We start from the raw sequence: 22,016 nt of genomic DNA, 5'->3' as shown, positions 1-22,016 counted from the left end.
AGCCTGCTGCCAGCGTGATGTCAGTGCGACGACGGCATCCCCAGGATGACGGCGGCTTGTCGGCGGGCCAGCCAGCCCAACGGCCACGCGGCCAGCAGCCCCAGCGCGATGCCGATGCTGTCGGCCAGCAGGTCCGCCCAGTCGGCCTGGCGCTGCGTCGTGAAGCTTTGTGCGATCTCGATGAAGCCGCCGTAGGCCAGCAGGGCTGGCGCCAGCCACAGCAGCCATTGGCGCGGCCGGGGCCACAGCGCCCAGACGGCGCTGAAGGCCAGCGCCGCGAAGGCCAGCGCGTGGTTGGCCTTGTCCCAGCCGGTGTGGACTTTTGGGGGGTCCGGCGACAGCGCCAGCCAGGTGATGGTGGCCAGCAGGGCCAGCAGCAGGGCCCGCCACAGCGGGCGCCGCGCGGGCGCGAAAAACAGGAGCAGCAGACGGGACATGGCGGGCAGCATTGTGGCCCGCCCTCATGTCCGCTGCGTGGCCACTCAGGGCGTGGCGGCCTTCATCTGCGTCAGCCAGCCCTTGGCCTGGCGCAGGTGGGCGTTGAGCTGGGCCTGGGCCGGGCCAACGGCCGAGTCGTTGACCGACAGCTTCTCCAGCAGCGCGGCGTCGATGAAGCGGCGCGAGTCGGCGTTCAACATCCAGTTCATGGACGGCGGCCGCTGGCCCTGCACGGCGGGCAGGCGCAGCTCGGCCACCTGGCCACAGCCGCCGACGCGTTTGATGAGCTCCACCGTGCTATCGCGGCCGCGGGCGTCGTTGGCGTTCAGGATGCCCAGTGGCGGGCCGGCCAGCTCGTGCAGCGCGATGTCGCGCGCGCGATAGCGGCGGCTGTCCAGCGGCTGCGCGTCGGCGGACTGCGGGGCGTCCCTGCACAGCCAGTCCTCGACCTCGGACGGACTGTTGACCAGCAGCAGCAGCCGCAGCCGCGAGCGGTCCAGGATGCCGTTGGCCGCACAGTCGTCCTCGGGCTTGCAGGCCTTCAGCCGGCCGCCGGCTTCCAGCTCGCGCAGCAGGTCGGCCAGCGCCAGCGTCGCGCTGGCTTCCACATAGCCCCCGTCGCCGAGGCGGTCCCACACGCGGCCCTTGTCGCTCGCGTCGTCGGTGTTGCCGTTCTCGCCGCCCTTGTGGGCCTGCTTGAATGGCACGGCCGCACTCGGGCTGATGTAGGGGAAGCGGGCGCTGTTGTGCACGGCCTGGGCCAGGGTCAGGCGGTCCACGTCCAGCCCCAGCGTCGGGTCCAGCAAGTCCAGGCCGTCGCCGCCGCTCAGCAGGTAGTCACTTTGGTAGACGCGCTGGCCGCGCGCCAGCGCGGCGCTATTCAGCGCCAGCAGCGGCAGCCACTCGGCGGGCGTGGCGCGGCCGTGCAGCGCCGTCATGGCGTCGTCCCAGGGGTTGGGGTGGGCGGCGGCGCGGGCCGGGCAGTGGCGAGCCAGACTGCGAGGCCAGTCGCGCGCCCACACCTGCTCCAGCATCAGCGAACGGTCGGCCCCAGGGAAGGCAACCGGCAGGAAGCGCTGCATCAGGTCGGCATACAGCAGGCCGCCCACTGGCGCGGCGAGGTGGTCCTGGCCGGTGAAGTCACGCACCAGCTTCCAGGGCGTGCAGGCGGTGGTGTCCTGGGCTTGGCGGCGCGCGTCCAGCGCGGCGACGAAGCTGGCCGCGCCGAGCGCGCCGCCGGAGGTGCCGCTGATGGTGAAAACGGCGTCGGCGAAGTTGACGCCGTCCTGCTCGCCCAGATCCTGCAGCCGCGCCAGCGCCGCGCTGCTCCAGTAGGCAGCGCGCGATGCGCCGCCGGCGGCGGCCACGATGACCAGCGGGCGCTTGCCGTCGGCGCCCACGGTGCGCAGCCAGCCCTGCAGCCAGGCCTCGGCGGGCTGGCGGTTGAGGTTGGGGCGGGAGGCGCTGCGCTCGGGGTCAGCCACGCGGTGGTTGTCGTTCAGCGGCGCGAACAGCGCGAACAGCAGCAGCGGCAGCGCCGTCAGCGGATAGCCGAACAGCGCCTTGGGCACATAGGTCAGCAGGATGCCGCCGAACACGATCCAGCTGCCCAGTGCCAGCAGCACCAGAGCCGGGGCGCCGAAGGCGCGCGCCGTGGCCTCGGGCCAGGCCAGCAGCGCGGCGAACACGGCCCATTGCAGCACCAGCATCGCTGCGACCAACGCGCGCGACGGCGTGCTCATGCGGTCCTCGCGGGCGAAACTGGCGATGGCGTCGCGGCGCCAGCTCAGCGCGAGCCAGCGGGCAAGGCGCGAGCCCTCGCCGAGCTTGAGCAGCCAGGCGCGGCGCTTGTGCACGAACAGCGTCAGCGCGGCCGTGACGGCCAGCAGCGCCACGCCGATGAGCCGCTCGCGCGGCTGCAGCAGGAAGAAGGCCGCGAGAGGCAGGCCACCGATCGTGATGAGTACGCGCGGCAGCCAGCTCCTGAGCGCCAGCGCGAAGCGTGGGTGGGTGCATTCGCCCAGCGAGTCGGGCGTGAAGCGGCGGTCCAGCAGCAGCCGGCTGGTGTACCAGGCCAGCAGCAGCCACAGCCCGAAGGTGGCGACGAGCAGCGCGGTCTGCACGCTGCCCACTTCCAGCGCCAGCAGCGTCTCGCGAGCCTGGTCCAGTCCCAGCAGCACAGCCACGCCGGCTAGCACGATGCCCACCGGGAAGGCGCACAGCCACAGCACGCGCAGCAGATAGAGCAGGCGCGGCACGTCGCCCTCGGGGCGCGGCGCGGGCGGTTCACCGCCGGCCGGCGGCGGTGGGGGTGGGGGCGGCGTGATCTCGTCCGGCCGCTGGGGCGGTGGCGGGGGCGTGAAGACCTTGGGCGGCGACGCGTCGGGCGGGGGGTAGACGACCGGGATGAGCATGGCGGGATTGTCGGTGGGCGCGGGCCAGGCCCGGCGCGATGGCCGCGCACTCTAGGCGGCCCGCCGGGCGAGGGCAATGCGGGCTTGTCACGCCAGGGACAAGACCAGCCGAAGCGGGCTGCCTAGAATCGAACGATCGTTCTATTTCCTTCCCTCTTCGACTCCGAGGTCGTGCCCATGACAGCTCATTACGAAGTCCGCGGCAGCGTCGCCGTGATCACGCTCGACAACCCGCCGGTCAACGGCCTGGGTTTCGCCACCCGCGCGGCCTGCGCCGCCGGCGTGGAACGCGCCGAGGCCGACCCGGCCGTCACGGCGGTGGTCATCACCGGCGCCGGCAAGGCGTTCTCCGGCGGTGCCGACATCAAGGAGTTCGGCAGCCCCAAGGCGCTGGCCGAGCCCAACCTGCTGAGCCTGATCGGCGTCGTCGAGAACTGCAGCAAGCCGGTGGTCGCGGCCATCCACAGCGTCTGCATGGGCGGCGGCCTGGAGTTGAGCCTGGGCTGCCACTACCGGGTCGCGCAGACCGGCACCAAGGTCGCGCTGCCGGAAGTGAAGCTGGGCCTGCTGCCGGGTGCCGGTGGCACGCAGCGCCTGCCGCGCGCTTTAGGCGTGGAGCCCGCGCTGAACATGATTGTCAGCGGCGAGCCGGTGGAGGCGCAGATGCTGGCCATGGTCCCGGGCCAGAAGCTGTTCGACAAGATCGTCGATGCTGACGTGGTGGCCGCAGCGGTGGCCTTTGCCGCTGACGTGGCCGACAAGCGCCCGTTGCCCAAGGTGCGCGACCTGAAGGCTCGCCACCCGAACGCCGAGGCCTACTTCCAGTTCGCCCGCAACATGGTGGGCGGCATGAGCAAGAACTTCCCGGCGCCGCTGCGCTGCCTGGAGGCTGTGGCCGGCGCCGTCAAGCTGAAGTTCGACGACGGCATGCGCGCGGAGCGCGAGGGCTTCGCGGCGCTGATGCTGACGCCGGAATCGAAGGCGCTGCGCCACCTGTTCTTCGCTGAGCGGGTGGCCAGCAAGATTGCCGACGTGCCCGAAGACACACCGCTGCGCACCGTCGCCAAGGTGGGCGTCATCGGCGCCGGCACGATGGGTGGCGGCATCTCGATGAACTTCCTGAACGCCGGCCTGCCGGTCACCATCCTGGAGACCAAGCAGGAAGCGCTGGACCGTGGTGTGGCCACGATCAAGAAGAACTACGAAGCCCAGGTGAAGAAGGGCAAGCTGAAGGAGGACAAGTACGCCGCTCGCATGGCGCTGCTGTCGACCACGCTGAGCTACGACGACCTGAAGGACTGCGACCTCATCATCGAGGCCGTGTTCGAGGAAATCGGCGTTAAGGAGGCTGTGTTCAAGCAGCTGGATGCGGTCGCCAAGCCCGGCGCCATCCTGGCCTCTAACACCTCCACGCTGGACGTCGACAAGATCGCGTCGTTCACCAAGCGTTCGCAGGACGTGGTGGGCATGCACTTCTTCAGCCCGGCCAACGTGATGAAGCTGCTGGAAGTGGTGCGCGGCAAGGAAACCGCCAAGGACGTGCTGGGCACGGTCATGGCCATCGGCAAGAAGATCAAGAAGACGGCTGTCGTGTCCGGCGTCTGTGATGGCTTCATCGGCAACCGCATGATCGAGCAGTACAGCCGCCAGGCCGGCTTCCTGCTTGATGAGGGCTGCAGCCCGCAGCAGGTGGACAAGGCTGTCGAGAAGTTCGGTTTCGCGATGGGCCCGTTCCGCATGGGCGATCTGGCTGGCAACGACATCGGCTGGGCTATTCGCAAGCGCCGCGCAGTGGAGCGCGCGACGATGAAGTACTCTGCCAGCGCCGACCGTCTGTGCGAGCTGGGCCGCTTTGGCCAGAAGACCGGCGCTGGCTGGTACGACTACCTGCCGGGCAAGCGCGACGCGATCCCGTCTGCGGTCGTCGACGAAATGCTGGCCAAGCACCGCGAGGCCATCGGCGCCAAGAAGCGCGACATCAGCGACGAGGAGATCGTGCACCGTCTGGTGTTCTCGCTCGTCAACGAGGCCGCCCACCTGCTGGAAGAGGGCATCGCCCAGCGCGCGTCCGACGTGGACATGGTCTACCTGACCGGCTACGGCTTCCCCATCTTCCGCGGTGGCCCGATGTGCTACGCCGACACGCTGGGCCTGTTCAACGTCGTGCAGGCGATGAACCGCTTTGCGAAGAACCCGATGGACGACGGCGAGTTCTGGAAGCCGGCGCCGCTGCTGGCCCGACTGGTCGCTGAAGGCAAGTCCTTCACTTGAAGCTTCTGACCTTGCGTGCCAGACCGATCGAGCGAAGCGAGTAGCTCTGGCACCAACTGACTAGGACTAAAAGACATGAGCAACGCACTGATCGTCTCCACCGCCCGCACCCCGCTGACCAAGAGCTGGAAGGGCGCATTCAACATGACCCATGGCGCCACGCTGGGCGGCTGGGCCGTGGCGGCCGCCGTCGAGCGCGCGGGCATCGAAGCCGGCGCCATCGAAGACGTGCTGATGGGCTGCGCCAACCCCGAGGGCGCCACCGGCGCCAACATCGCCCGCCAGATCGCGCTGAAGGCCGGTCTGCCCGTCACGGTGAGCGGTGTCACCATCAACCGCTTCTGCTCCAGCGGCCTGCAGACCATCGCGATGGCTGCGCAGCGCATCATCGCGGGCGAGGGTGACGTCTACATCGCCGGCGGCGTGGAAAGCATCTCCTGCGTGCAGCAGGAAATGAACAAGCACATGCTGGCCGACCCGGCGCTGGCCAAGATCAAGCCCGAGATCTACTGGAACATGCTGCAGACCGCCGAGAACGTGGCCAAGCGCTACAACATCTCGCGTGAGCGTATGGACCAGTACGGCGCCGCCAGCCAGCAAAAGGCCTGCGCCGCCCAGGCCGCCGGCAAGTTCGCTGACGAACTCATCGCGGTGACCACGACGATGGGCGTGGCCGACAAGGTCATGGGCCTGATGAGCAAAGAAGTGACCGTGAGTGCTGACGAAGGCCTGCGCGAAGGCACGACCTACGAAGGCATCAAGGACCTGCGCTCGGCCGTGCCCGGCGGCCTGGTGACGGCCGGCAACGCCAGCCAGTTCAGCGACGGCGCGGGCGCCTGCGCGCTGGTCAGCGAACAGTACGCCTCGGCCCACAACCTCAAGCCGCTGGGCCGCTTCCTCGGCTTCGCCGTGGCCGGCTGCGAGCCCGACGAGATGGGTATCGGTCCCGTCTTCGCGGTGCCCAAGGTGCTGAAGAAGCTGGGCCTGACGGTCGCTGACATCGACCTGTGGGAGTTGAACGAAGCCTTCGCCGTGCAGGTGCTGTACTGCGCCGACACGCTGGGCATTCCGATGGACAAGCTCAACGTCAACGGCGGCGCCATCGCCGTCGGTCACCCCTACGGCGTGTCGGGCCAGCGCCTGACGGGCCACGCCCTGCTCGAAGGCAAGCGCCGCGGCGCCAAGCGCGTCTGCGTGACGATGTGCATCGGCGGCGGCATGGGCGCGGCGGGCGTGTTCGAGGTGCTCTGACACCTGCTCCGGCCGAAGGGCGGCAGCTGCGATGCAGCGCCGCTCTTTTTTCATCGAGGAGGGCCCATGCGCCAGACCCTGGATTTCCTGCTGTTCGACTGGCTCAATGCCGGTGAGCTGACCTCACGCGAACGCTTCGCCGAGCACTCGGCCGAAACCTTCTCGGCGGTGCTGGACACCTGCGAAAAGATCGCGCGCGAGAAGTTCGCGCCGTTCAACCGCCTGGCTGACACGCAGGAGCCGCATTTCGACGGCGAGCGCGTGCACCTGCCCCAGGCCACGCACGATGCGACGCGGGCCTATGCCGAGTCCGGCATGCTGGCCGCGGCGCAGGACTATGACGTGGGCGGCATGCAGCTGCCCTGCGTCATCGAGATGGCCGGCAACGCCTTCTTCAGCAAGGCCAGCGTGGCTATGGGCGGCTACGCGATGCTGACCTCGGGCAATGCCAGCCTGCTGATGGCCCACGGCACGCCGTTGCAGCGCGAAGTCTTTGCGAAAAACGAATTTGCCGGCCGCTGGTTCGGCACCATGTGCCTCTCAGAGCCGCAGGCGGGGTCGTCGCTGTCCGACATTGCCACCCGCGCCGAGCTGGAGGACGAGGCCGACGCACTTGGCCCGCGCTACCGGCTGACCGGCAACAAGATGTGGATCTCTGGTGGCGAGCACGAGATCACCGAGAACATCGTTCACCTGGTGCTGGCCAAGGTGCCGGGGCCGGATGGCAAGCTGATCCCGGGTACCAAAGGCATCTCGCTGTTCATCGTGCCCAAGAAGCTGGTGAATGAGCGGGCCGAGCTGACCGGCGAGCGCAACGACGTGAGCCTGGCCGGGCTCAACCACAAGCTGGGCTACCGCGGCACCACCAACTGCCTGTTGAACTTCGGCGAGGGCCGCTTCACGCCCGGCGGCCGCAAGGGCGCCATCGGCTACCTCGTCGGCAAGCCCGGCGAGGGCCTGCGCGCGATGTTCCACATGATGAACGAGGCACGGATCGGCGTGGGTCTGGGCGCCGTGATGCTGGGCTATGCCGGCTACGAAGCCAGCCTGGACTACGCCAAGCAGCGCCCGCAGGGTCGGCCGATGACGGCGCAAGCGAGCGCCGGGCCGTCCCAAGCTCGCTTGACCCCCTCGGGGGGCGACGGCCGCTCAGCGGACGGCTCGGGGGCCAACAAGTTCGGCAAGGACGCAGCCAGCCCGCAGCGGCCCATCATCGAGCACGCCGATGTGCGCCGCATGCTGCTCGCACAGAAGAGTTATGTCGAAGGTGGTCTGGCGCTGGAGCTGTTCTGCGCGCGCCTCGTCGACGAACTCGCGACGGGCGAGGACAAGGCCGGCGCGCAGGCGCTGCTGGACGTGCTCATCCCCATCGCCAAGAGCTGGCCCAGCGAGTGGTGCCTGGAGTCCAACTCACTGGCCATCCAGGTGCTGGGCGGCTACGGCTACACGCGTGACTTCCCCGTCGAGCAGTACTGGCGCGACCAGCGCCTGAACATGATCCACGAGGGCACGCACGGCATCCAGGCGCTGGACCTGCTAGGCCGCAAGGTGGTGCAGCAGGGCGGAGCGTCGCTGGCGGCACTGGCGACGCGCGTGCAGCAGACGATCGAGCGCGCCATCCAGACCGACTGGGCGCCGCAGGCCAATCAGCTCGCTGCGGCGCTCGCGCAGGTGGGCAGCGCGACGAAGAAGGCCTGGAGCACCGGCCAGCCCGAGGACGCGCTGGCCAATGCCGTGCCCTATCTGCAGGCCTTCGGCCACACGGTGCTGGCCTGGCTGTGGCTGGACGTGGCCTTGGCCGTGGGCGACGACAGCGACTTCGCCCAGGGCAAGCGCGCCGCGGCCCGCTACTTCTTCGCCTACGAGTTGCCCAAGATTGCCGCGTGGCTGGACGTCGTTGCCCGCCGCGATCCGCTGTGCCGTGACATCAAACCCGAGTACTTCTAAGGAATCGAGATGACCACCAAAGTCCAAGACCTCTTCGACCTTACCGGCCAGGTGGCCCTCGTCACCGGCGGCTCGCGCGGCCTCGGGCTGCAGATTGCCGAGGCGCTGGGGGAGGCCGGCGCCAAGATCATGCTGACCTCACGCAAGGCGGCCGACCTGGAGGAGGCCACGGCCCATCTGCAGGCGCGCGGTATCGATGCGCGCTGGATTGCGGCCGATGCGGCCCGGCCCGAGGATGCCCACCGCGTGGTGGCCGAGACGATGGAGCGCCTCGGCCAGATCGACATCCTCGTCAATAACGCCGGCGCCACCTGGGGCGCGCCGGCCGAAGACCATCCGCTGGAGGCCTGGGACAAGGTCATGGACCTGAATATCCGCAGCCTGTTCGTCTTCGCCCAGGCCGTGGCCAAGGCCAGCATGATCCCGCGCAAGTCGGGCCGCATCATCAACGTGGCTTCTATCGCCGGCCTGTCGGGCAACCTGGGTGCGATGAAGACCATTGCCTACAACACCAGCAAGGGCGCTGCCGTGAACTTCACGCGCGCGCTGGCTGGCGAGTGGGGCCAGCATGGCATCACCGTTAACGCGCTGGCGCCGGGCTTCTTCCCGAGCAAGATGACCAAGGGGCTGCTCGCCGCCGTCGGCGAGGAGAAGATGGCCGCGCATGCGCCGCTGAACCGCATCGGCGATGACGACGACCTCAAGGGCGCGGCGCTGCTGTTCGCCTCGCGCGCCGGCAAGCACATCACCGGCCAGATTCTGGCGGTGGACGGCGGCGTCAGCGCCGTCCACGGCGGCTGACCCGTCGACAATGCGCCCATGACCCGCCGCGCCCCTCCGCTCAGCTTTCCTGTCCACATCCCCTTCGTGCAGCAATTGGGGCTGGAGTTGCACAGCCTGGGCGACGGCGAGGCGGAGATCCGCGTCGACCTGCAGCAAGGCCACCTCAACTCCTGGGAGGTGGCGCATGGCGGCGTGCTGATGACGCTGCTGGATGTGGCCATGGCCCACGCAGCACGCAGCATCCACCGCCACCAGCCCGGCATGGGGCCAGGCGTCGTGACCATCGAGATGAAGACCAGCTTCATGCGCCCCGGCGAGGGGGAGCTGCGCTGCCACGCCAGGCTGCTGCACCGCACTGCCACCATGGCTTTCTGCGAGGGCTCGGTGTTCGGCGGCGACGGCCAGCTCTGCGCGCACGCCACCGGCACCTTCAAGTACTTGAAGGCGCTGCCCACGCAGGGCCGGCGACTCAACACGCTGACGCCGGTAGAGGCTGGCGGCACAACCGGGCCGGCCTGACCCCGCGCCGCCCTCGGGATTGGCGGCTTTCTGAAACGACGTTCCAATAACGGGCACAATAGCGTCGCGCCAGCACCTCGCCGATGAGGTGCGCGGCGGGCCAGGTGGGCACCCGGACCATGCCGTCCGCCCCTGTGGGGACCAACCCCTGGCCCGACGGTCTGCGCTTGCGGCCCCTCTGGCCCGAGCCGAACCGGCTTTGCCCCCACCCGATTCGCCTCAGAAAGCCCCCGCCATGAAGATCGCCCTCATCATCGAGAACAGCCAGGCCGCCAAGTCCGAGATCGTCCACAACGCGCTCAAGACCGTCGCTGAGCCGCTGGGCCACCAAGTCCACCACTACGGCATGTACACGCCGGAAGACAAGGCCTCGCTGACCTACGTCATGAACGGCCTGCTGGCCGGCATCCTGCTGAACAGCAAGGCCGCCGACTTCGTCATCACCGGCTGCGGCACGGGCATGGGTTCCATGCTGGCCTGCAACAGCATGCCCGGCGTGTTCTGCGGCCTGGTCATCGACCCGACCGACGCCTTCCTGTTCGGCCAGATCAACGACGGCAACGCCATGTCCATGCCCTACGCCAAGGGCTTCGGCTGGGCCGCCGAGCTGAACCTGCAGGACTGCTACCGTAAGCTGCTCGAGAACGAGCGCGGCGCCGGCTACCCCAAGGAACGCGCAGCCATCATGGCCAAGAACCGCGGCATCCTGAAGGATCTGAAGGCCGCTTCGTGCAAGGACATGCTGACCGTCCTGAAGACCGTCGACCAGGACCTGCTGAAGGCGGCCGTGTCGGGCGAGAAGTTCCAGGAGCTGTTCTTCACGAACTGCCAGGACGACGCCATCGCCGCCCATATCAAGGGCGTGCTGGCGAGCTGATTGAGACAGCTGCGGCTGGGCTGGCTGCAGTCCCGTGCCTGAGAAGGGCGAGCGGCCGGGAGCGGCAGCTCGCCCTTCGTGCTTGTTGGCTGCCGGCAGCCAGAATGGGTCATGAACAAGCAAATCAGACAGTGGCTCGTTGCTGCGGTCGGTGTGGCTGTGGTGATCGGTCTGGTGCTCACGAGTGTTGGCACGGCGCCCGACCTGGATGCTGCTCGGCAGCCCACAGCGTCAGCCACTGATCCGCCGTCGAGGGCCGCCACCCGTGCAGCCCTGCCTCAGCCTGACGCGTCGTCTCCAGTGATGCTGGCTGCCGCGCCGGAGTCCGTGGTGGGCAGCGTGGCTTCTGCTGGTGGGCTGCGTGTCTCGGTGCCCGTTGATTGGGGTCGTTATCCCGGCACCTTGCAGACGCAGATCCAGCAGGCCTTGCAGACACCCGATGGCGTCATGGCCGCAGATCTGGCGCGCAAGCTGCGGGAGTGCGAACTCACGACCCGGCTGATGCAGCCGCAAGCGATCGCGAGGGTCGTTGCGGCGGGCAGCGACCCTGCGCTCGTAGCGGCCCGTGATGCCCAGTTCCAGACATACCAGCGCATCTTTGCGAATTGCCAGACGGTGGTGGGTGACCCTGTTCAACTGCAGCTGGCACTGCTGGACGTCGCCGTAGCACATGGCGTGGTTGGCGCTGCGGTGGAAAGCTTCAATCTCGGGCAGCGGAAGCCGGAGGTGCTGCAAGGTGTTAAGCGCGACGCGGTCGCCGGGCATGTGTTCTCACTGATTCCTGTGACGTCACACAAATCGTCACTGTTCGGTATCTCGCTGGAGCAGCAACGCAGCCTGCGCTTGGCCTTCGAGATTGCCGCGAACGATCCGGAGGTTGGCACGCTGATCCGGCCGTACGTGAGCGTGGCGGAATCGCTCGCGGGTTTCTCTGCAGGCAAGCTGGGGTTCCGGTTCAACCAGGACGCCTTGACGGACGCGATGCGCCACCGGGCTCAGCTCATGGCGCAGCAGATTGTCGAGCGCGTCAAGGTGCCCAAGCCAGACGTGGCGGTGGCTCGCTGACTGCGCCGGGCTGCGGCCCTGCGAGACTGTCGCGATGTTTGTTGTTCCACCCCACCTCACGCTGCGCACGCTGACGCGCGGCGATGGCCTGTTGGGCCTGCGTCCGCGTGGCCCACTGGGCCCGCGGGGCGAACAGGTGACTGTGGCGACGCTGGCGCGGCGGGATGCCGACGCCGAGCAAATCCTCATCAAACAGGGCCTCATCACCCTCGACCCCGCGCTGCTGCAGTGGCGCGGATCGCCGCTGCCGCTAGGCGGCGAGTCGCTCTGGACCACGCCGCAGGAAGAGTTCTTCGGGGACTTCCACGCCGAGGCCGTGCCCGAGTTGCAGGCCCAGGGCTGGCAGGTCACGACCGAGCCGGGTTTTGCCCACCACAGCCAGTTCGTCAGCGGCTGGCAGCTGGGGCTGACGGAAGACACCGAACAGGAGGCGCCCAAGCCCAGTCGCCGCGTCGAAGGCCTGGCGCTGGAGCGCCGCACGGGCGCCTGGCTGGTGAGCCTGGGCATGGAGGTCGACGGCAAAACGCTGGATCTTGCGCCGCTGATTGCCAACTTGCTGCGCCGAGACAAGCGCTGGTTGGACGCCGTGGCCATCGCCGCCGTCGAGGATGACGCCATCGTGTCGCTGCGCGCGCCGGGCGGGCGGCGCTATCACGCCGTCGCCGCGCCGCTGAAGGCTATGATGTTGGCGCTGCTGGACCTGCTCAAACCCGCCGAGCTGGAGAAGGGCAAGCCGCTCAAGCTGAACGAATGGGACGCGGATCGCATCCGTGTCATCGAGGACGAATCGCGCGGCCGCTGGCAGATCCATGGCGACGCGGGCCTGAAGGCGCTGGGCCGGCGGCTGCTGGCGGCAGGTGCCCCGACTGCGTTCAAGCAGCCACCCGGGCTGGGCCTGCAACTGAGGCCCTACCAACTCCATGGGCTGGCCTGGCTGCAATACCTGCGTGCACAGAACCTCGCCGGCATCCTGGCCGACGACATGGGCCTGGGCAAGACGGCGCAGGCGCTGGCCCACGTCTGGACCGAAAAGCAGGCCGGCCGGCTGGACCGCCCGGCGCTGGTCGTCGTGCCCACGTCGCTGCTGTTCAACTGGCAGCAGGAGGCCGCGCGCATCGCGCCGGGGCTGGGGGTCAAGACCTGGCACGGCGCGAACCGCGCGGCGCTCGACCTCAGTGGCGCCGATCTCGTTCTGACGACCTACAACCTCGTCTGGCGCGACCTGCGCGCGCTGTCGGTCCGGCCCTGGCACCTGCTCATCCTGGACGAAGCCCAGTCGGTGAAGAACGCGCAGGCCCGTGCGGCGCGCGCGCTGCGCCGCCTGGACTCGCGGCACCTGCTGGCGCTGACCGGCACGCCGCTGGAGAACCACTTGGGCGAGCTGTGGTCATTGTTCGACCTGCTGATGCCCGGCTTCCTGGGCGACTCGCGCACGTTCGGGCGCCACTGGCGCAAGCCCATCGAGGTCAACCGCGACGGCCCGCGCGCGCGGCTGCTGGCGGCGCGCGTGCGGCCTTTCATCCTGCGCCGGCTCAAGACCGAGGTGGCCACCGAGCTGCCGCCGCTGACCGAACTGGTGAAGCGCGTGCCGCTCGTCGGCCAGCAGAAGCAGCTGTACGAGAGCGTGCGTGTCGCGGCCGATCACATGGTGCGCCGCATCCTGCAGCGCGACGGCTTCACGCCCAACAGCCTCATCAGCGTTCTGGATGCGATGCTCAAGCTGCGCCAGGTCTGCTGCGACCCGCGCCTTGTCAAGGGCGTGGAGATGGCGCCGCACACCGAGCGCGCCAAACTGGAATGGCTGCGCGAGCACCTGCCCGACCTCGTCGTGCAAGGCCGGCGCGTACTGGTGTTCTCGCAGTTCACGGAGATGCTGGACCTGATCGCGGCCGAGGTGCCCGTGCCGCACCTGCGGCTGACGGGAGACACGCCTGCGTCACAGCGTGGCGACATCGTGCGGCGCTTTCAGGCGCGCGAGGTGCCGGTGCTGCTGGCCAGTCTCAAGGCCGGTGGCGTGGGGCTGAACCTAACGGCCGCCGACACCGTCATCCACGTCGACCCCTGGTGGAACCCGGCCGTGCAGGCCCAGGCCAGCGCGCGTGCGCACCGCATCGGGCAAGACCAGCCGGTGTTTGCCTACCAGCTGGTGGCCCAGGGCAGCATCGAGGAGCGCATGCTGGAGCTGCAGGCGCGCAAGAAGGCGCTGGCCGATGGCCTGCTGGGCAGCGACGACGGCTCGCTGCTGACCAAGTTCAGCGCGCCCGAGTTGAACCTGCTGCTGGCGCCGCTGGAAGAGGACTGACGACCGTCAGCCCGCCAGCCCGTCGAACGTCGTGCCGTTCACCCACTCGATGATCTGCGCGTGGGTGTACTGCCCCGAGTCCTTCAGCAGCGCGACGACCGGGTCGCAGGCACGTGCGAACAGTGTGTAGAGCACCAGCTCCGCCGGCACATCGGCCTTGAGCTGGCCGCCGGTCTGAGCCTCGGCGATCCAGATGCTCAGGCGGTTGCTCAGCGAGATCAGCCGGTCCATGTAGGCGTCGTTGGCCTGCAGCGCTGCGCTGAGGCTGGAGTTCTGCGCCGGGAGCGAGGGCATCTCGCCCTCCAACTGCGTCTGCATGGCCCAGCCGGTCACGGCCTTGAGCTGGTCCAGCGGCGTCACGCCCCCGGCCTCGGCGCGGGCGCGCAGCTCGTCAACGAAGGCCAACGCCCGGTCCAGCACGCCCACCATGGCCGCACCCGCCAGCTCTTCCTTTGACGTGAACAGCTTGTACAGGCTGGCCTTGGCCAGGCCGGCCTCGGCGGCCACCTCGTCCACCGTCATCGCGTCATAGCCCTTGCGGGCCAGCAGGCGGTTCACGGCGGTGACGATGGCGTCCTCTCGGACGCGCTGCATCTGCTCTCGGATCGAAGGACGGGCTCCCATGGCGCGATTCTAGGTGTTTCGATGGGCCTTAAAACTTCTTGGTGCAATTTTTGAACTCATGAGTTATTGTGTGAACTCATCAGTTCACGTTTTGATCTGAAAAGTTCAATAAAGGCGTCGCATGCAGCGCATCGCAGTCATCGGATCCGGGATTTCAGGGTTGGCCGCCGCCCGGCGCCTCACGTTGGCGTCGGGCCGGCACCACGTCACGCTGTTCGAGGCAGGCGCGCATTTCGGCGGCCACGCCAACACGGTGGACCTGTGCCTGGACGGCGTCAGCCACGGCGTGGACACCGGCTTCCTCGTCTACAACGAGCGCACCTACCCGCTGCTGACCCGGCTGTTCGCCGAGCTGGACGTGGACGTGGCCGACGCCGACATGTCCTTCTCGGTGCAGTTGCCGCGTGCCGATGGCCCCGGGCTGGAGTGGAGTGGCAGCTCGCTGCGCACGGTGTTCGCGCAGAAGCGCAACCTGCTGCGCCCGCGCTTCCTGCGCATGCTGCGCGAGATCCTGCGCTTCAACCAGCTCACCACGGCCATGGCGGGCGGCGAGCTGGGCCTGCAGGAGCAGGGCAGCGTGGCCGAGTTCCTGGCGCGCCACGGTTTCGGCGACGCCTTCCGCGACGACTACCTGCTGCCCATGATCGGCTGCATCTGGTCCTGCCCCACCGAGCAGATGCTGGCCTTCCCGATGGCCACGCTGATCCGCTTTTGCCACAACCACGGCCTCATCCAAGTGACCGACCGGCCACAGTGGCGCACCGTGCGCGGCGGTTCGCGGCAGTACGTGCGGCGCATCCTGACGGGCCTGGCCGACGCGCGGCTCAACACGCCGGTGCTGGGCCTCAAGCGACTGCCGGGCCAGGTGCTGGTGCGTACGGCCGGCGGCACCGAGAGCTTCGACGCTATCGTGCTGGCCTGCCACAGCGACCAGGCGCTGGCCTTGCTGGGCGACCAGGCCAGCGCCGATGAGCGCGCCGTGCTGGGCGCCATCCGGTACCAGCCCAATGTGGCCGTGCTGCACACCGACGAAGGCGTGCTGCCCACGCGGCGCCTGGCCTGGGCGGCCTGGAACTACGAACGTGCCGCCGACAGCCAGCGCGAGCAGGCCCAGGTCTGCCTGCATTACCTGCTCAACCGGCTGCAGCCGCTGCCGTGGACACAACCCGTCGTGGTGTCGCTGAACCCGGTGCGGCCCATCGACGAATCGCGCGTGCACCAGCGCATCGAGTACGCCCACCCGGTGTTCGATCTCGCCGCGCTACAGGCCCAGGGCCGCGTGGGCGAGCTGCAGGGGCAGGCCCGCACCTGGTACTGCGGCGCCTGGTGCGGTTACGGCTTCCACGAGGACGGCCTGCGCTCCGGCCTGGCCGCGGCTGACGGTGTGCTCGCGGCGCTGGACATCTGGGCGAGCACCGAGCGGGGCGCCGCATGAGCACTGCCGTGCCGCTGATCGGCTTCGGTCCGGTCTGGCACCGCCGGCTGCGCCCGGTCGCGCACGAGTTCCGCTACGGCGGCTGCTTTCTGCTGCTGCCCATGCGCCGGCTGCGAGAGCAGGGCTGCGCCGCGTTGAACCGCAACGGCCGCGGCTGGCTGAGCTTCCAGGACCGAGATCATGGCGACGGCAGCGATGACGCACTGGCCTGGTTCGACGACCTGCTGGCCCGCGAAGGCATCACCGGTGCCGATGGCGAGGTCTGGCTGCACACCTTCCCGCGCATGCTGGGCTTTGCCTTCAAGCCGGTGAGCTTCTGGTACGCGCACCGTGCCGACGGATCGCTGGCGGCGGCGCTGGCCGAGGTCAACAACACCTTCGGCGAGCGCCATGCCTACCTGCTGGCCGGGCCAGAGCTTGCCTTCGGTGCCGAGCAGCGCGCCACCAAGGTCTTCCACGTGTCGCCCTTCTGCAGCACCGAGGGGCAGTACCGCTTCCGCTTCGAGCGCAGCGCCGAGCGCACGCTGGTGCGCGTGGACCTGCACGACGCGCACGGCCCGTTGCTGCAGACCAGCGTGGGCGGCGTACTGCGGCCGCTCACCGCGGCCAGCGCGCGCCTGGCCGTGCTGCGCATGCCCTTCATGACGCTGGGCGTCGTCGCGCGCATCCACTGGCAGGCGCTGCGCCTGTGGATCAAGCGCGTGCCCTTCTTCAGCAAGCCCCAGGCCCCCGATCACCTCGTGAGTCGATGACATGACCCAAGCCTCCACCCTCACCCGTGCCCCGACCCTGCCTCAGGCCGCCCCCGCCGCCGCACACCGGCTGCTGCGCTTGCTGGAGCGCCTGCCGCACGGCCGGCTGGACCTGCAGCTGCCCGACGGCCGCCAGTTGAGCCTCGGCAGCGGCGACGGCGAGCGCGCCGCGCTGCGCGTGCAGCGCTGGTCACTGTTCGAGCGCGTGCTCAAGTCCGGCGACATCGGCCTGGCCGAGAGCTACATCGCTGGCGAGTGGGATACGCCCGACCTCGCCGGCCTGTTGCGCCTGGCGCTGGCCAACCGTGAGCACATCGACGGCCTGATCTACGGCCGCTGGTGGGGGCGTCTGGCTTACCGCTTGCGCCACCTGCTGCGCCGCAACTCGCGTAGCGGCAGCGCCAAGAACATCCACGCGCACTACGACCTGGGCAATGACTTCTACCGCCTGTGGCTGGACCCCGGCATGAGCTACAGCTCCGCCTGGTTTGAGGGCCGCGACCCGCGCGACGTGGGCCTGGTCGAGGCGCAGGACGCCAAGGTGCGCCGCGCGCTGCGCGAGGCCGGCGTCAAGCCGGGCGACCGCGTGCTGGAGATCGGCTGCGGCTGGGGGGGCCTTGCCGAGATGGCGGCGCGCGAGTTCGGCGCCTGCGTGAAGGGCGTGACGCTGTCCCGCGAGCAGCTGCAGTGGGGCCAGGCGCGCATGCGCAACGCCGGTCTGCAGGAGGCGGTCGAGCTGCTGTACCAGGACTACCGCGACCTGCCCAAGCAGCATGCCGAGCAGCCGTTTGACGCCATCGTCTCCATCGAGATGTTCGAGGCCGTGGGCCACGAGTACTGGCGCGGCTACTTCGAGACGCTGAACGCCTGCCTCAAGCCCGGCGGCCGCGCCTGCATCCAGAGCATCACCATCCGTGACGACCTGTTCGAGCGCTACGTGCGCTCCACCGACTTCATTCAGCAGTACATCTTCCCCGGTGGCCTGCTGCCCAGCCCAAGCGCCTTCGAGGCCGAGGCGCGCCGCGCCGGCTTCGTCGTCGAGCATAAGCTGGCCTTCGGTCGCGACTACGCCGAGACGCTGCGCCGCTGGCGCGACGCCTTCCTGAAGGACATCGACGCCGTGCAGCGCCAGGGCTTCGACCTGCGCTTCCAGCGCATATGGACCTTCTATCTCGCCTACTGCGAGGCCGCGTTCGATGCCGGCAGCACCGATGTCATGCAGTTCACGCTGCGCAAGCCGGCAGCCTGAGCACCATGGCCACCCCGCGCCGCGCGGCCCTTGTCACCCTTGCCGCATTTGCCTTGCCTGCCATGACCACCACCCACGCCCAACCCATCGCGCCTGCCGCGCCCGCCGAACTCCAGCCCGTGGTGCCCCAGGCCCAGTTGCGCGGCAGCGGCGTGCTGCGTTTTTTCGGGCTGCGCGTGTACGAGGCGCGGCTGTGGGTCAAGCCCGGCTTTGAGCCGGCCGACTACGCGCGCCAGCCGCTGGGCCTGGAGCTCAGCTACGACCGCAAGCTCGAAGGCGCCGCCATCGCCGAGCGCTCGGTGGCCGAGATGCGCCGTGTCGGCAAGTTCGAGGACGCCCAGGCCGCGCGTTGGCTGGCGCTGATGAAGCAGGCCTTCCCCGACGTCGCGCCCGGCGACCGGCTGCTGGGCCTGCACGACGGCGAGGGCAGCGTGCGCTTCTTCCACAACGGCCGCCAGACGGCCGCCGTGAGTGACGCTGAGTACGCGCGGCTGTTCTTCGGCATCTGGCTGGCGCCGCAGACCTCGGCACCCGCGCTGCGCGAGTCGCTGCTGGGCGTGCCGCGCTGAGGCACCGGCTGAACACCATGCCGCCTGTTGCGACCGCGCCCGCTGCACTGCCCGGCCTGCCCTGGCCGCGCGGCCTCGCCTATGCGGGCCTGGCCGTGCCGCTGGCCTTCGTGTCGCTACCGCTGTACGTGAACCTGCCCTATCACTACGCCACTGCGTTCGGCATGCCGCTGGCGGCGCTGGGGGGCGTGGTGCTGGCCGTGCGCGCGCTGGACGCCGTCATCGACCCCGCGCTTGGCCGCCTGGCTGACGGCCTGTTCAACCGGGGCCGGGCCTGGGCGGCGGCGGCGCTCGGCGCGCTGCTGATGGCGTTGGCGTTTGCCGCGCTGTGGTGGCCGCCGCAGGGCGGGCCGGCCGTCGTGCTGCCCTGGCTGGCAGGCGCGCTGCTGCTGTGCACGCTGGCCTACAGCGGCGTCAGCATCCTGCACCAGAGCTGGGGCACGCGCTGGGGCGGTGGGCCCGAGCTGCGCGCCCGCGTGGCCGGCTGGCGCGAGGCCGGCACGCTGGCCGGCGTGTTGTTCGCGAGCGCCTTGCCCGCCCTGGCCGGCTGGAGCGTGACCAGCGCCGTGCTGGCCGGGTTGCTGCTGCTCGGCCTGCTGGGCTTGCGCCGCGTGCCGGCGCCGCAGCCAGCCGCCGAGGACGGTGCGGTCGCCGCCACGCCCTGGCGCCAGCCGGCCTTCCGGCGGCTGGCTGTCGTCTTCATGCTCAACGGCATCGCCACGGCCATCCCGGCCACGCTGCTGCCCTTCTTCATCGCCGACCGCCTGCAGGCGCCCGACCTGCAGCCCGTGCTGCTGCTGGCCTACTTCGGCGCGGCTGTGCTGGGCCTGCCGCTTTGGGTCAAGGCCGGCGCGCGCTGGGGCCTGGCGCCGGCATGGCGGGCGGGCATGCTCGCTGCCGTGGCGGCCTTCGCCGTCACGCCGCTGCTGGGCGCGGGCGACGCCTGGGCCTTCGGCTTCGTCTGCGCGGCCAGCGGCCTGATGCTGGGCGCCGACCTGGCCCTGCCCGGCGCGCTGCTGACCGGCGTCATCCAGGCGGCCGGCGACGGCCAGCGAGGCGAGGGCCGCTACCTGGGCTGGTGGGCCTGCATGACCAAGCTCAACCTCGCGCTGGCCGCCGGCCTGGCGCTGCCGCTGCTGGCACTCGCCGGCTACACCCCGGGCCGGCAGGACGACGCCGGCCTGCAGGCCCTGACCTGGGCTTACGGCGGGCTGCCCTGCCTGCTGAAGATCGCCGCTGCCACCTGGCTGTGGCGCGCCGAGCGCTGGCACACCGACTGGAAGGACCGCGAATGAACCGCCGACGCTTCACCACCACCCTGCTTGCCGCCGGCACGGCGCTCACGCTGACCGGCTGCGCCGGCCCGCAGGTGCAGGACTACGCCCGCGAAACTCCGGTACTCAACCTGCGCGACTACCTCAGCGGCCCGCTGACGGCGCACGGCATGTTCACCGACCGCTCGGGCCGCGTCGTCAAGCGCTTCACCGTCACCATGACCGGCACCTGGCAGGGCGATAGTGGCGTGCTGGACGAGCACTTCATCTACAGCGACGGCACCAAGGAGCGCCGCGTCTGGCGCCTGAAGGACCTCGGCAACGGCCGCTACAGCGGCAGGGCCGACGACGTCATCGGCGAGGCGCTGGGCGAGACCTCGGGCAATGCCTTCCGCTGGCGCTACACGCTGGCGCTGCCGGTGGACGGTCGCGTGTGGCATGTGGCGATGGACGACTGGATGTACATGGTCGACGCGCGCACCGTGCTCAACCGCACGGCAATGAGCAAGTTCGGCATCCACCTCGGCGACGTGACACTCGCCTTCACCAAGGACTGAACCGTGCCGCTGAACCCACCGCTCACCGACTGGCAAGGCCGCTGGGTCTGGATCGTCGGCGCCTCCACGGGCATCGGCCGCGCGGTCGCGTCCGCGCTGCACGGGCAGGGCGCGCGCGTGGTTGTGTCGGCGCGCGACGCTGATGCGCTGGGCCGTTTCGTCGCCATGCACCCGGGCAGCCACGCGCTGCCGCTGGATGTGACTCAGGCCGCCGCCGTGGCGCAGGCCGCGCAGGCCGTGCAGGCGCTGGCTGGGCGCGCGCCGGCGCTGGTGCTGTACTGCGCCGGCCACTACCGCGCGCAGCGCGCCACCGCGTTTGACCTGGCCGAGATGCAGCGCCACCTGGCCGTCAACTACCAGGGCGTGCTGCACCTGCTGCAGGCCGTGTTGCCGCAGCTGCTGGCGGCGGGCGAGGGGCACCTCAGCCTGGTGGGCAGCGTGGCGGGCTACCGCGGCCTGCCGATGTCGCTGGCCTACGGGCCCACCAAGGCCGCGATGAACAACCTCGCCGAGAACCTCTACCTGGACCTGCGCCCGCACGGCCTGGGCGTGTCCATCGTCAACCCCGGCTTTGTGGACACGCCGCTGACGGCGCAGAACGGCTTCAAGATGCCGGCGCTCATCACGCCCGAGGAGGCCGCGCGCCACATGCTGCGCGGCTGGGCCAGTGGGCGTTTTGAGATGAACTTCCCGCGCCGCTTCACGGCCTGGCTGCGCCTCTTGCGCTGCCTGCCCGACCGCTGGTACTTCGCCGCCGTGCGGCGCATGACGGGACACTGACGCCGTGACACCTTCGCCCACCGCCTCCACCGATCCCCGCGTCGCCGGGCTGGCCGCCGCCTACGAAGGCCTCACGCCCGCGTCATTGCCCGCGCTGCTGGCGCTGTATGCCGAAACGGCCCGCTTCAAGGACCCGTTCAACGAAGTGCACGGCCGCGCCGCCATCGCCCGCGTGTTCGAGCACATGTTCGAGACGCTGCACGAGGCGCGCTTCGTCGTCACGGTGGCGGTGTGCCAGGTCGACCACGCCTTCCTGACCTGGGACTTCCACTGCCGCCGCCAGCCCACGGTCGAGGCACTGGTGATTCGCGGCGCCAGTCATCTGGTGTTCGACGGTGACGGCCGCGTGGCAGTGCACCGCGACTACTGGGACGCCGCCGAGGAGCTGTACGCAAAGCTGCCCGTGCTGGGCGCGCTCGCGCGCTGGGCGCAACGCCGGCTGCGGGCACCTGGCGGCTGAGATGCTGCGGGTGGCGCCGGGCGGCAACGGCGTGGCGATGCTCGCCGGGGTGTTGTCGTTGGGGTAGCTGTCCAGATCAGAGGCGGCGCCAATTTCTCCCTGATAGCCAAGCGCTACAGCCGGCAGCTCGCCTCACCTTGAACAATCTTCGAAGTTCTCTTGTCTACGCCCAGAAATCTGTGCCAGAATAGAGGGCTTCGCTGCTCGCGGCTTCTCTTTGGGGTTGTTGTGGTGCGAAGGTGGGGCGAGAGTCCTGAAGCTGGTTCGGCTGATTAAGTGCTTAAGAAATTTTTCGAAAGTGCTTGACGAAGTTGAAAAAGCGGATCAAAATCTCGCCTCTTTGCTGCTGACGAAGCCAAGTGTTTTGAAGGCGGCAAGCGAGCTGAAAGATGTTGAGAAAAGAATTTTCAAAAACATTTGACGGCGAAGCAAAAAGCAGATTAGAATCT

Annotated in this window: 19 protein-coding genes; 16 read left to right on the top strand and 3 right to left on the bottom strand. The window is 69.3% G+C overall.

The window, feature by feature from the left end:
- Window positions 1–20: 20 nt before the first annotated feature.
- A complete protein-coding gene (locus ACG0Z3_RS21835; RefSeq protein WP_394401820.1) occupies window positions 21–437 on the bottom strand; it encodes a VanZ family protein in 417 nt (138 codons plus the stop codon).
- A gap of 45 nt (window positions 438–482) precedes the next feature.
- Complete coding sequence (locus ACG0Z3_RS21830) at window positions 483–2,852, bottom strand: hypothetical protein (RefSeq protein ID WP_394401817.1); 2,370 nt, start codon at window positions 2,850–2,852, stop codon at window positions 483–485.
- A 177-nt stretch (window positions 2,853–3,029) separates the two neighbouring features.
- Here ACG0Z3_RS21830 and ACG0Z3_RS21825 point away from each other — a divergent pair, with 177 nt between their 5' ends.
- The 8 genes from ACG0Z3_RS21825 (at window position 3,030) to ACG0Z3_RS21790 (ending at window position 13,867) form a co-directional block, all read left to right on the top strand.
- Window positions 3,030–5,123, top strand: coding sequence for a 3-hydroxyacyl-CoA dehydrogenase NAD-binding domain-containing protein (locus ACG0Z3_RS21825; RefSeq protein ID WP_394401814.1), 2,094 nt, complete (start codon window positions 3,030–3,032; stop codon window positions 5,121–5,123).
- Window positions 5,124–5,198: 75 nt separating this feature from the next.
- On the top strand, window positions 5,199–6,374 hold the full coding sequence (locus ACG0Z3_RS21820) for an acetyl-CoA C-acyltransferase (RefSeq protein WP_394401811.1): 1,176 nt from the start codon (window positions 5,199–5,201) through the stop codon (window positions 6,372–6,374).
- A gap of 66 nt (window positions 6,375–6,440) precedes the next feature.
- The gene (locus tag ACG0Z3_RS21815; protein ID WP_394401808.1) at window positions 6,441–8,321 is read left to right on the top strand and encodes an acyl-CoA dehydrogenase; all 1,881 of its coding nucleotides are present in this window, start codon (window positions 6,441–6,443) and stop codon (window positions 8,319–8,321) included.
- A gap of 9 nt (window positions 8,322–8,330) precedes the next feature.
- A complete protein-coding gene (locus ACG0Z3_RS21810) occupies window positions 8,331–9,122 on the top strand; it encodes an SDR family oxidoreductase (RefSeq protein WP_394401805.1) in 792 nt (263 codons plus the stop codon).
- An 18-nt stretch (window positions 9,123–9,140) separates the two neighbouring features.
- Window positions 9,141–9,623 carry a PaaI family thioesterase gene (locus ACG0Z3_RS21805; RefSeq protein WP_394401802.1) on the top strand — a complete coding sequence of 161 codons (483 nt, stop codon included), beginning with the start codon at window positions 9,141–9,143 and terminating at the stop codon, window positions 9,621–9,623.
- A 235-nt stretch (window positions 9,624–9,858) separates the two neighbouring features.
- Window positions 9,859–10,500: an RpiB/LacA/LacB family sugar-phosphate isomerase gene (locus ACG0Z3_RS21800; RefSeq protein ID WP_394401799.1), complete on the top strand. Its 642-nt coding sequence runs from the start codon at window positions 9,859–9,861 to the stop codon at window positions 10,498–10,500.
- Window positions 10,501–10,611: 111 nt separating this feature from the next.
- Window positions 10,612–11,565 carry a hypothetical protein gene (locus ACG0Z3_RS21795; protein WP_394401796.1) on the top strand — a complete coding sequence of 318 codons (954 nt, stop codon included), beginning with the start codon at window positions 10,612–10,614 and terminating at the stop codon, window positions 11,563–11,565.
- Between the two features lie 34 nt (window positions 11,566–11,599).
- Entirely contained in the window at window positions 11,600–13,867 is a 2,268-nt protein-coding gene (locus tag ACG0Z3_RS21790; protein WP_394401793.1) for a DEAD/DEAH box helicase, read from the top strand.
- Window positions 13,868–13,873: 6 nt separating this feature from the next.
- Here the strand turns inward: ACG0Z3_RS21790 and ACG0Z3_RS21785 are convergent, their stop codons facing one another.
- A complete protein-coding gene (locus ACG0Z3_RS21785; protein ID WP_394401790.1) occupies window positions 13,874–14,491 on the bottom strand; it encodes a TetR/AcrR family transcriptional regulator in 618 nt (205 codons plus the stop codon).
- A gap of 121 nt (window positions 14,492–14,612) precedes the next feature.
- Here ACG0Z3_RS21785 and ACG0Z3_RS21780 point away from each other — a divergent pair, with 121 nt between their 5' ends.
- Genes ACG0Z3_RS21780 through ACG0Z3_RS21745 form a run of 8 tightly spaced genes read left to right on the top strand, consistent with a single transcriptional unit; the run spans window position 14,613 to window position 21,567 of the window.
- Window positions 14,613–15,926 carry an NAD(P)/FAD-dependent oxidoreductase gene (locus ACG0Z3_RS21780; RefSeq protein ID WP_394401787.1) on the top strand — a complete coding sequence of 438 codons (1,314 nt, stop codon included), beginning with the start codon at window positions 14,613–14,615 and terminating at the stop codon, window positions 15,924–15,926.
- Window positions 15,923–16,678 (top strand): DUF1365 domain-containing protein, encoded by a 756-nt coding sequence (locus ACG0Z3_RS21775; protein ID WP_394401784.1) that lies wholly within the window; start codon window positions 15,923–15,925, stop codon window positions 16,676–16,678. Before ACG0Z3_RS21780 ends, ACG0Z3_RS21775 begins: the two co-directional genes overlap by 4 nt.
- A 1-nt stretch (window position 16,679) precedes the next feature.
- Entirely contained in the window at window positions 16,680–17,927 is a 1,248-nt protein-coding gene (locus ACG0Z3_RS21770) for a class I SAM-dependent methyltransferase (RefSeq protein WP_394401781.1), read from the top strand.
- A gap of 5 nt (window positions 17,928–17,932) precedes the next feature.
- The gene (locus ACG0Z3_RS21765) at window positions 17,933–18,496 is read left to right on the top strand and encodes a chalcone isomerase family protein (RefSeq protein ID WP_394401778.1); all 564 of its coding nucleotides are present in this window, start codon (window positions 17,933–17,935) and stop codon (window positions 18,494–18,496) included.
- Window positions 18,497–18,513: 17 nt separating this feature from the next.
- Window positions 18,514–19,791 (top strand): MFS transporter, encoded by a 1,278-nt coding sequence (locus ACG0Z3_RS21760; RefSeq protein WP_394401775.1) that lies wholly within the window; start codon window positions 18,514–18,516, stop codon window positions 19,789–19,791.
- A complete protein-coding gene (locus ACG0Z3_RS21755) occupies window positions 19,788–20,327 on the top strand; it encodes a DUF3833 domain-containing protein (RefSeq protein ID WP_394401773.1) in 540 nt (179 codons plus the stop codon). Before ACG0Z3_RS21760 ends, ACG0Z3_RS21755 begins: the two co-directional genes overlap by 4 nt.
- A 3-nt stretch (window positions 20,328–20,330) precedes the next feature.
- Complete coding sequence (locus tag ACG0Z3_RS21750; RefSeq protein WP_394401770.1) at window positions 20,331–21,107, top strand: SDR family NAD(P)-dependent oxidoreductase; 777 nt, start codon at window positions 20,331–20,333, stop codon at window positions 21,105–21,107.
- A 4-nt stretch (window positions 21,108–21,111) separates the two neighbouring features.
- Window positions 21,112–21,567, top strand: coding sequence for a nuclear transport factor 2 family protein (locus ACG0Z3_RS21745; protein ID WP_394401767.1), 456 nt, complete (start codon window positions 21,112–21,114; stop codon window positions 21,565–21,567).
- Window positions 21,568–22,016 lie beyond the last annotated feature (449 nt).

Source organism: Pelomonas margarita, from assembly GCF_043555875.1.
Classification (GTDB): domain Bacteria; phylum Pseudomonadota; class Gammaproteobacteria; order Burkholderiales; family Burkholderiaceae_C; genus Pelomonas; species Pelomonas margarita.
The sequence above is the reverse complement of the archived record's forward strand: the minus strand, read 5'-3'. Positions and strand labels throughout refer to the sequence as shown.